General features: G+C 68.0%; 9 protein-coding genes and 2 pseudogenes. 3 read left to right on the top strand and 8 right to left on the bottom strand.

Annotated features, from left to right (window positions below):
• From KBZ04_RS10725 to KBZ04_RS10700, 7 genes and pseudogenes are all read right to left on the bottom strand, one after another.
• Positions 1–463: PCC domain-containing protein (locus tag KBZ04_RS10725; RefSeq protein WP_254991920.1), on the bottom strand; the 463-nt coding region annotated here is incomplete at its 3' end.
• Positions 464–486: 23 nt separating this feature from the next.
• Positions 487–1056: a hypothetical protein gene (locus KBZ04_RS10720; protein ID WP_254991919.1), complete on the bottom strand. Its 570-nt coding sequence runs from the start codon at positions 1054–1056 to the stop codon at positions 487–489.
• Positions 1049–3232: a mechanosensitive ion channel family protein gene (locus KBZ04_RS10715; protein WP_254991918.1), complete on the bottom strand. Its 2184-nt coding sequence runs from the start codon at positions 3230–3232 to the stop codon at positions 1049–1051. Before KBZ04_RS10715 ends, KBZ04_RS10720 begins: the two co-directional genes overlap by 8 nt.
• 36 nt (positions 3233–3268) lie before the next feature.
• Positions 3269–4081: an ABC transporter ATP-binding protein gene (locus tag KBZ04_RS10710; RefSeq protein WP_254991917.1), complete on the bottom strand. Its 813-nt coding sequence runs from the start codon at positions 4079–4081 to the stop codon at positions 3269–3271.
• Positions 4082–4084: 3 nt separating this feature from the next.
• A complete protein-coding gene (gene rimK / locus KBZ04_RS14370; RefSeq protein WP_409995962.1) occupies positions 4085–5014 on the bottom strand; it encodes a 30S ribosomal protein S6--L-glutamate ligase in 930 nt (309 codons plus the stop codon).
• A 90-nt stretch (positions 5015–5104) separates the two neighbouring features.
• Positions 5105–5506: pseudogene (locus tag KBZ04_RS14365) on the bottom strand (ATP-dependent zinc protease); the annotation flags it as partial.
• Between the two features lie 111 nt (positions 5507–5617).
• A complete protein-coding gene (locus KBZ04_RS10700; protein WP_254991915.1) occupies positions 5618–6580 on the bottom strand; it encodes a glycosyltransferase family 2 protein in 963 nt (320 codons plus the stop codon).
• 88 nt (positions 6581–6668) lie between these two features.
• On the opposite strand from KBZ04_RS10700, the gene KBZ04_RS10695 reads away from it, so the two are divergent.
• Entirely contained in the window at positions 6669–7058 is a 390-nt protein-coding gene (locus tag KBZ04_RS10695; RefSeq protein ID WP_254991914.1) for a hypothetical protein, read from the top strand.
• Here the strand turns inward: KBZ04_RS10695 and KBZ04_RS10690 are convergent.
• Positions 7025–7546, bottom strand: coding sequence for a hypothetical protein (locus KBZ04_RS10690; protein WP_254991913.1), 522 nt, complete (start codon positions 7544–7546; stop codon positions 7025–7027). The two genes, KBZ04_RS10695 and KBZ04_RS10690, sit on opposite strands and share 34 nt — an antisense overlap.
• A gap of 81 nt (positions 7547–7627) precedes the next feature.
• On the opposite strand from KBZ04_RS10690, the gene KBZ04_RS10685 reads away from it, so the two are divergent.
• Together KBZ04_RS10685 and KBZ04_RS10680 are read left to right on the top strand one after the other, a co-directional pair.
• Positions 7628–8731 carry a DUF389 domain-containing protein gene (locus tag KBZ04_RS10685; RefSeq protein ID WP_254991912.1) on the top strand — a complete coding sequence of 368 codons (1104 nt, stop codon included), beginning with the start codon at positions 7628–7630 and terminating at the stop codon, positions 8729–8731.
• A gap of 112 nt (positions 8732–8843) precedes the next feature.
• Positions 8844–9023 (top strand): annotated as a pseudogene (locus tag KBZ04_RS10680) (phosphate ABC transporter substrate-binding protein PstS); the annotation flags it as partial.

The following is a 9023-nucleotide window of genomic DNA, read 5'->3' as shown; positions in this document are numbered from 1 at the left end:
GCACCACGTGGGGGATGCCGAGGGTGCGCAGCATGCGCAGGGCCCGGGCCGAAAAGGGGCAGCCGCTGCGCACGGCGATCGCCACCCGCGGCTGGGAAGGGGCGGCCGCCGCGGCCGCTGGCTCCGGGGGCGCGGCCGTGGGCAGGAAGCCCACCAGCAGGTCGGCGCCCCTGAGCACCAGGCTGCCGTGCTCCAGGTGGCCACCCCACACCTGGCACTCGCCATCGGAGAGGCTCAGGTGCAGGTGCACCCCCTGGGGCGCCACCGTGCCCTGCAGGGTGATGATCTCCAGGTGACCCTGAAGCACGGTGGGCTCGGCCTGGCCCGGGCACTGGAAGGCCGCCTGGGAGAGGTCGCCCACCACCCCGAGCACGAACCCGGAGGCGCCGGCCTGGGTCCCCAGCTGCTCGAGGCTGGCGCGCAGATCACTGCCCGCTCCGAGATGCAACGGCAGGGGATGCATGGCGGGATCGGGCATCAAGGGGGTCAAGGTAAGTCCCGACCGTCCGGCGCCGGCGGCCCGAACCGGCAGCGCAGCAGCGCCAGGGCCTCATCGGGCAGACCCAGGAACCGGTCGAGAAACGGATCGCCACTCGGGGCGATGGTGGCCACCCCCACCAGCTGCGCCAGGCCATCGCCATCAAGGGGCTGGCCCGTGGCCTGGTGGCGGCGACCCTGCACCGGGCCGGTGCTGAGCGTCGTGTCGACGATGAGATCCGGGGCCCGATAGAGCGAGCCGATGGCGAAGCGGAAGCGGGCGCTGAAGCGCAGCGCCATCGCGCCGGTGGCGCCATCGAGGCTGCCGTCGAACCGTTGGGGGTGGATCGTGATCACCAGCCCCGGGGGCAAGGGCAGGCCCAGGAACCGGGTGGTGCGCCAGTGGAGCGGGGGGATGTGCAAAGCGGCAGGGTCAAAGTGGAGCCGCTGCGCACCGGTGCTGTCCCCGTCGCTGAGCCGCCCCACGCCCCCGCCGCCACGGGCGTCGTAGAGGAAGCGGGGATAGGCAGCGATCACCAGGCCGCAGCCCGCCAGGGTGTGGAGAACGCCGTCAGCCATCGAGCTGAACCTCCGCCTGGGTGGGGTAGGGGATCTCGATCCCTTCAGCGGCGAACAGGGCCAGCAGGGCCCGGTTGAGGCGGGCCACCTCATCCTTGAACGCCGCGTAGCTGGGCTGGGAGGAGCGGTAGTCGTAGGTGAAGTCGTAGCTGAAGTCGCTGATCGCCATCAGGCGACAGGCGCGGAAGGTGGCCAGGGGTTCGGCCTCGAACAGGGAGGCGATCAGGTCCGGGATGCGTTGCAGTTGCTCTGCGGTGGTGTCGTAGGCCACGCCGATCACCATGCGGGAGCGGATCACCTGATCGAGGATCTGCCGCAACCGCAGCAGGACCACTTCCCGCAGCGTGAGGTAATCGGTCCAGTTGGGGGCATGAATCTGCCCGCAGCAGCGCAGCAGCAACGCCCCATCGCCAGGGGCCTGGTCGAGGAACACCTGGGCGGCGGACAGACCCGTCAGCTCGGTGAGGTGCAGGCGGCCGAAATGCACCAGATCGTCCAGCTGGTCGGGGGTGAGATCGGCCGGCAGGGGCAGGTGCAGCTCAAAGACGTGCAGCACCGCATCCTGCGCCTGATTCGAGCGCAGGGAATAGTTGACGATCGTCTCCTCATCGACGACCGAATTGGGGATCGTGACGCGACTTTCATGGGTCTGCAGCTCCAGGGAGCGCAGGCCAATCTTGGTGACATAGCCCAGATTGCTGCCGATGCGGCAGAACTCACCCACCCGCAGGGGGCGGTCGGTCTGGATCGACAGACCGGCGAACAGGTTGCCCAGCAGCTTGGAAGCCCCGAGGCCGATGGCCAGGCCGGGAACGGCGGAAAAGGCCAGCACGGTGGAGCCTGGCAAACCCAGCAGGATCAGCAGCCGGTACATCAGGGAGACGCCGATGATGGCCCCCAGCACCCGGCAGACCGGCATCACCAGATTGCTGACGCGGCTCAACTGCAGGGCGTTGCGCCGGCCGCGCAGAATCGTGACCCATTCCGCCAGGCTGCGGCCGAGGGCCTCCATCAAGAAGAAGCTGAACAACCCCGCCCAGCAGAAGTAGAGCGTGTAGAGCAGGTACATCAGCACCTGCAGGGGCAGGCCGGTGACGTTCACGTAGTGATCGAGCACCAGTTCCACCAGCCGAGTGATGGGCAGGGCCACCACAGCCAGCAGCACCCGGTGCCAGGCGATGTTGTCGACCCGCCAGATCGCCATGGGGGTGAGCGGTTGGCTGGCGGCCTTTTTGGTCATCCGATAGGTGGCCAGCAGGGCCAGCACCAGCCGGAACTGAACAAAGGCGAAGGCCGCCATCACCACCAGCCCCAGCACGATCTGGAACAGGGTCTGGTCCCAGAGATGGGCCTCCAGCACGCGGCGACGGAAGCCATCTGGAATGTTCAGATACCACTTGGGCGGCAGGATATGGCCGGGCCTGAGGCTGAAGGCGTCATAGATCGCTGGCGTCAGCAGGCTGGACTCGCCGGCGGAAGACGCCCGCAGATTCTTGATCTCCTCGTAGAGGCTGGGGATCTGGGCGACCGTGAAGGCCGTGAACCGGTAGCCGCGATCCCGGCCCCCTTCTGTCCCATCATCCGTGAGGGTGATGGAGGTGCCGGGGATGGTCCAGCTGGCACTGGGGTTCACCCGTCCCTCGTTCAACGCCTTCATGCCGGCCGCATCAGGTATCTCGAAAGGCTTGCGGCTGTGGGTGAAGACGTAATCGAGAATCACCTTCAGCTTGAGGGCATATTCATCGGCGAAATCTGCCCGGATGCTCTGGGGGATCTCCGACACATCCAGGGCCTTCACCGCCTCCTCGAAGTAGCTGGTGATCAGCGCCAGTTCGCTCTGCACCGCGCTCGACCAGAACAGCCCGGGTGTCGCCGCCGCCTTCGCCTCGATCCGGGCGATGTCGCGGCTCACCTGGGCCATCACCACATAGAAGTTGAGCAGGGTGGCCCGCGGGCTGTCCCCCACCACCTGGTTGAGGGGCGCATCCGTCCATTGCCGCTTCAGATCCAGCAGCTGGCCATGGAAGGGCTGGCTCTCCAGGGGCACGTAGGTGTTGAGGCCCGTGGAGGACGGCGGAGGCACCTGAGCAGCTGACAGCGCCGCCGTTGACAGGCCCATCAGCGGCAGCAGACAGGCGGTCAGGAAGGCCAGCAGCAGACGGATCAGACGGGGCAACCGGAAGCCACGGCACGTGTCCTGAATGATGGCGGCTCAGCCGGCCGGCAACACCTGCCGGTAACCGTTCGCCTCGCACACCCACAGGGGCGTGGCGAACAGGGCGCTGAGGGGGGCGTCCTGCAGCAGGGCCTCCGTGGGGCCATCGCCCACCACCTTCCCCTCGCGCAGCAGCACGCAACGGTTGATTTCGGGCAGGATCGCCTCGATCTGGTGGGTCACCAGCAGCAGGGTGGTGCCGGCGCGGGCCAGCTCGCGCAGGATCCCCAGCAGCTGGTGTTTCGCCTTCAGATCGAGCCCGTTGGTGGGTTCATCCAGCACCAGCACCTCGGGGCCGTGCACCAGGGCCCTGGCGAGCAGCAGGCGCCGCCGCTGCCCGTCGGAGAGCTGGCCGTAGGGGCGCTCGGCCAGGTCGGCCAGCCCCAGCTGGGCCATCAGCGCCGCCACGCGCCGGCGCTGGGCGATGGTGGCCACCTGGCTGCGGCCGATGCCCACCGAGCCGAAGAGGCCGGAGAGCACCACATCGGCGGCGGGCACCCGGCCCCCGTAGGCGGCCTGCAGATCCTGGGACACCAGGCCGATGCGGCCGCGCAGCTCCCAGAGGTTCACCGTTTCACTGCCGAAGATCCGCAGGCAGGAGCCGGGCTTCACCACGGGGTACAGCTCGCGGCTGAGCAGCTTCACCAGCGAACTCTTGCCGGAGCCGTTGGGCCCCAGCACCGCCGTGTGCTCGCCGCGGTGCAGCCGCAGGGAAAGATCGTCGAACACCCGGCGCGGACCCAGCCAGACCTCGACGGCCTGGAGCTCCAGGTAGGGGGTGGCATCAGTGGCCATGGCGGCCGACGCCATGGCTCAGGGCGGCGACGGGGCGGCGACGGCGGCCTCCTGGCCGGCGGGCCGGCCCCAGCCGAGCTTGCGTTCCAGCTTCTGGATCATCTTGCCGGCCAGATCCAGGCCGGTGGCCGCTTCGATCCCCTCCAGTCCAGGGCTGGAGTTCACCTCCAGCAGAAGGGGCCCGCGGTGGGAGCGGAGGATGTCGACGCCGGCCACATCGAGCCCGAGGGCCTTGCAGGCCTTGATGGCCATCTGTTTCTCGGGGGCATCGAGCTGCACCATCCGGGCCGACCCCCCCTGGTGCAGGTTGGCCCGGAACTCCCCTTCGGCGGCCCGGCGTTCGATGGCGGCCACCACCTTGCCGCCGACCACGAAGCAGCGCAGATCCGTGCCCCCGGCCTCCTTGATGAACTCCTGCACCAGCAGGTTGGCGTCGAGGCTCTGGAGGGCATTGATGACGCTTTCCGCCGCCTTCTGGGTTTCGGCCAGCACCACGCCCTTGCCCTGGGCCCCCTCCAGCAGCTTCACGATCAGGGGGGCGCCACCCACCATGCGGATCAGATCCACGGTGTCGAGCGGGGAGTCGGCGAACCCGGTGACGGGGGTGTTGAGCCCGGCGCGGACGAACTCCTGCGAGGCGAAGAGCTTGTCGCGGGAGACGGTGATCGCCTGGGCGCTGTTGAGCGACGGCACGCCCATCGATTCGAACTGCCGGGTCACAGCGCAGCCGTAGAAGGTGACGCTGGGGCGGATGCGCGGGATGACGGCATCCACCGTGCCGAGCACGTCGCCGCCGCGGTAGTGGACCTCGGGGTTGCGGGGATCCAGGCGGATGTAGCACTGGCGGATGTTGAGGAACTGCATGTGGTGGCCCCGTTCCTCGCCGGCCTCGATCAGGCGACGGTTGCTGTAGAGGTCGGGGTTGCTGGCCAGCAGCACGATCCGCAGGCCGTCGTCTCGCTTGCGCACATGGGAATAGAGGGCCCGGCTTTCCTCGGCACTGAGGCTGCGCAGGTGGTGGCTGCCCTCCGGGTCCACCAGGATCCGGCCCACCATGGCCTGCCGGCCGAGCAGCATCCGGTAGCCCATCGCATCCCGGTTGGCGAGGGTGAGTTCCACCTCCCAGCTCTGCTCACCCAGCACCAGGCGCTCCCGGATCACGTAACGGCTCTCGGGGACGCCGCTGGTGTTGCGCACGTCCCGCTTGGCCACCACGGGGGCCTCGTGGCGCACCACCAGCACCCGATCACCCTGCAGCGGGTGCACCTCGAAGCTCACCCAGGGGCGCCCGTCCCGGTCGAAGGGAACGATGTTGGTGGCGTGGAGGGCGGAGGTGGCCGCACCGGAATCGACGCGGGCCTTGATCGCCGGCAGCCCGGCGTCCGGGAAGCTGCACCACTCCTCGCTGCCCACGATGATCTTGCCGTCGAAGCTGTCCATGGATCCGGGGCGGGTGGCGTGGGACGGGCCCACGGATCTCCATGCTCGCCAGGCTGCTTGCCCCTGTCATCAGGGGAAGACGGCGGCGGTGGTCAGCGGTCGCCGATGGGATCAGGAGAGCTGACGCAGCAGTTGATCGAACTTCTCCCGCCTGCTGAGGGTGGTGCCGTAATCGCCGAACAGGATGTTGAGCGGCGGCATCGTTCTGGATCCCGTCGCACAGGCATGGCGATGCTGGAACACGAAGCGCGGCCAATGCTTGGCCACAGGCGAAGAAGGGTCCAGGTTGTGCTTGGCCACCATGTGCTCGACGCTCTTTCTGACCCAGTCACTGGACCAGCGCAGTTGGAAGAACGGCAGGTCGGAGGGAAGCAACTGCTCGGGAGAAGGGGGGATGTAACTCACTTGGCTGGCGGGCTCAAAAAACATGGAACCACCGCTTGTGGAGACGGAGATCGAAAAATCTGTCTCTTCGGCCATGCTCAGCAACTTCTCGTCGAGGGGGCCGCTGTGGGCGAAGAAATCGGTCCGAACCAGAACACAGTGGAATTCATTCAGTTCGGTGGGACTCGCCACCAGGGGCTTGTTCACCTTGGCCAGGGGCAGATGGTTCCAGGGGCGCCGCTCGGTCAGCCAGCGGTGCCCCTGCGGCATCGACTTCCAGACAAGCTCACCACCGGCGTGATGCACGACGCTGAAGGCTTCGTCTTCGAACGTCAGCGGACAGACAGCGGTGCAACCGTGCTGGTCGGCGCAGGCGACCAGAGCCTGAAGCCAACCTCGGCTGACAATCACATCGTTATCAACGAAGACCAGATACTTGGTCTTGATGAAGGGAAGTGCCAGGTTGCGGGCGGTGTTGGGTGAGAGATAGTGCTCGGTGCGAATCAGCCGGAAATTCCTTTCTTCAGCCCTAGCCTGAAGTGCCCTGGCCAGATCGGGGGGAGAGTTGCCATCGATGTAAATCAGCTCAAACGGAACGTCCGTGTTCTGAATGATCGAATCCAGTGATCTCAGTGCGTAACCGAAGCGTTCGCGAGGTACGACCACCACCGTGACGTTGCTCTGAAGCATGGCTACGGAACGCTCCTGACAAGTTTTACACCAATCGGCTGTGAGTTGTCGGTTCAGGCAGGCTGGGGGCTGTGTGCGGGCGATGGTCATGGCTGAGGCTCCCTATCTGGTGGCACTGGCCCTGCTGGAGCAGGAGGGGAAGCGGGCCCTGCCCCTGAACGGCAAGTCGTTGCCCGCGGCGGCGGCCGAAGCTCCGGAACCCGGCGACGACGGCCGCACCCTGGTGCTGGAGCTGCTGCTGCGCCTGTGGCAGCGCAGTGAGGAAGGCGCCCTGCGGCGGGCCGCCGGGGACGGCAGCCTGGTGCTGGTGGAGCTGCCGCTGGAGGCCCTGCAGGAGCAGCTGCCGCAGCTGAAGGCGCGCTGGGTCGGCGGCGGTGCCACCGCCGATTTCCAGGCCGAGCTGGCCGCCCTGGCGATCCGGGGCTGGCGCGTGGCGATCGCCCGCTATGAGCCGGTGCGCTTCACCGCCTGGCCCTGAGGCGCGCCCACGGGCGGCGCCGGGGCTGGCGGGGGGACGGGTGAGCCACAGAGTTCGTCCACGAGGCGAAAGTAGGAGGCGGGATCGCGGCGGGCCATGACCCGGGCTTCCGCTTCCCGCTGCCAGCGGCCTTCGCCGTAGAGCCGGGCCAGGTCGTGCCGGTCGCGCCGGCCCAGGCCCCGGCGCAGTTCCTCCTCACCCAGATGGGGCCGCCCCCGCAGACAGCGGGACTGGACCGCATGCCAGCCCTCGTGCAGCAGGGTGTCGTTGAGGTTGCCGCGGGGGCAGACCACGATCCGCCGGCTCTCGCGCAGGTAGAGCCCGTACAGTCCGCGCTCGGCGCAGCGTGGGTGGCTGCCGAGCACGCTGAAGCCGCGCTGCTCGAAGGCCTCCACCAGCCACTGGAACGTCCAGCTGTCGGCCCGGGCGGCCACGGGCACAAGGACCGCCAGCACCAGACTCGCGGCAGCAGGCAGGAGCCGGGCCATGGCGACGGGGTGGGCTGGGCAGGACGTTGAAGGTATCGCGACGACGCTGCAGGCTGGGGAGCCGACCAGGGCGCTTCCGCCATGACCACCTCCCCCACCTCGGCCGATGACGGTCGGCTGGCTGCGCTGCAGCAGGAGTTCGAGCACGACGCCAGCTTCAACCAGGTGTTCGTGGTGCTCACGGTGGGGGCCACCCTGATCGCCACCCTCGGCCTGCTGGCCAACAGCCCGGGGGTGGTGATCGGCGCCATGGTGGTGGCCCCCTGGATCATGCCGCTGCAGGCGATGGCCTTCGAGATCCTGCGGGGGCGGCTGCCGATGTTCCTGCGGGCGCTGCGCACCCTGCTGCTGGGGGTGGTGATCTGCGTCCTGCTGGCGATGGCTGTGGGCCATCTGGTGGCCTTCCCCAGCTTCGGCAGCGAGGTGATGAACCGCACCAGCCCCAACCTGCTGGATCTGGGGGTGGCCCTGGTGGCCGGGGCGGTGGCGATGTACGCCAAGCTCCGCAAGGACGCCATCTCGGCCCTGGCCGGCCTGGCCATCGCCGTGGCCCTGGTGCCGCCGATCTGTGTCGTGGGGATCCTGCTGGCGTCGTCGTTCTGGTGGCAGGCCTACGGGGCGCTGCTGCTGTTCACCACCAACCTGCTGGGCATCATGGTGGGGGCGATGGCGGCCCTGGGAACGCTGGAAAAGGTGTACCGGCGCCGGCTGTTTCACAGCCGCCTGGGCCTCACCAGCGTGGCCCTCACTGCCCTGCTGGTGATTCCGCTGGGCAGCAGTTTCTTCCGCCTGTTGAGCCGCTCCCGCCAGGAGACCAAGGCCCAGCAGCTGGAGGCCGGCATCAAGAAGTGGCTGCGCAGCAGCACGATCACCCTGGGCGGCGATCCCGCCATTGATCTGGTGGGCCTGAGCATCGACTGGCAGCAGAACCCTCCCCTGATCCGGGCCCGGGTGCGGGTGACAAATCCGGACCTGCCCACCGCCACTCAGGTGGCCGCTGTGCAGGACTTCATCAACGCCAAACAGGCCCCGCTTCGGTTCCGGCTGGTGGTGCAACGCACTGCCGTGGACCTGATCGGCCCGGAAACCGCACCGAATCCGGCCGCTCTGGAGGTGCTGCCGCCACCAACGCTGCCGTTGCTTCCCCGCGCTCCGGAAGCGGAGGAGCAGGAGGAGAAGCCTTAGCTGGGTTGAACTGTTCGTCTCTCATTGTTGTCATTGTCACTTTTTCGACAAGCCTTAACCAAACACCCCCGGAACTCCACCTAGACGCAAGGCATTCCGTGACGTGCCCCCCATGTCCCTCACCAACCAACGGACGATTGCCCAGCTTCGCCAGGCCTGCCTGCCGGTAGGGCTCGTGGCCCTGATGCTCAGCATCAGCGCCTGCGGCGGTGGTCGCCGGCTGCCTTCGATCAATGGCGCCGGGGCCTCCTTCCCCGCCCCGGCCTACCAGCGCTGGGCGGCCGACTACAAG

Origin of the sequence: Cyanobium sp. N5-Cardenillas (genome assembly GCF_024345515.1) — a bacterium.
In the GTDB taxonomy this organism is placed as follows: Bacteria; Cyanobacteriota; Cyanobacteriia; order PCC-6307; family Cyanobiaceae; genus Cyanobium.
Note: the sequence above shows the minus strand (reverse complement) of the source record. Positions and strands in the feature narration are given on the sequence as shown.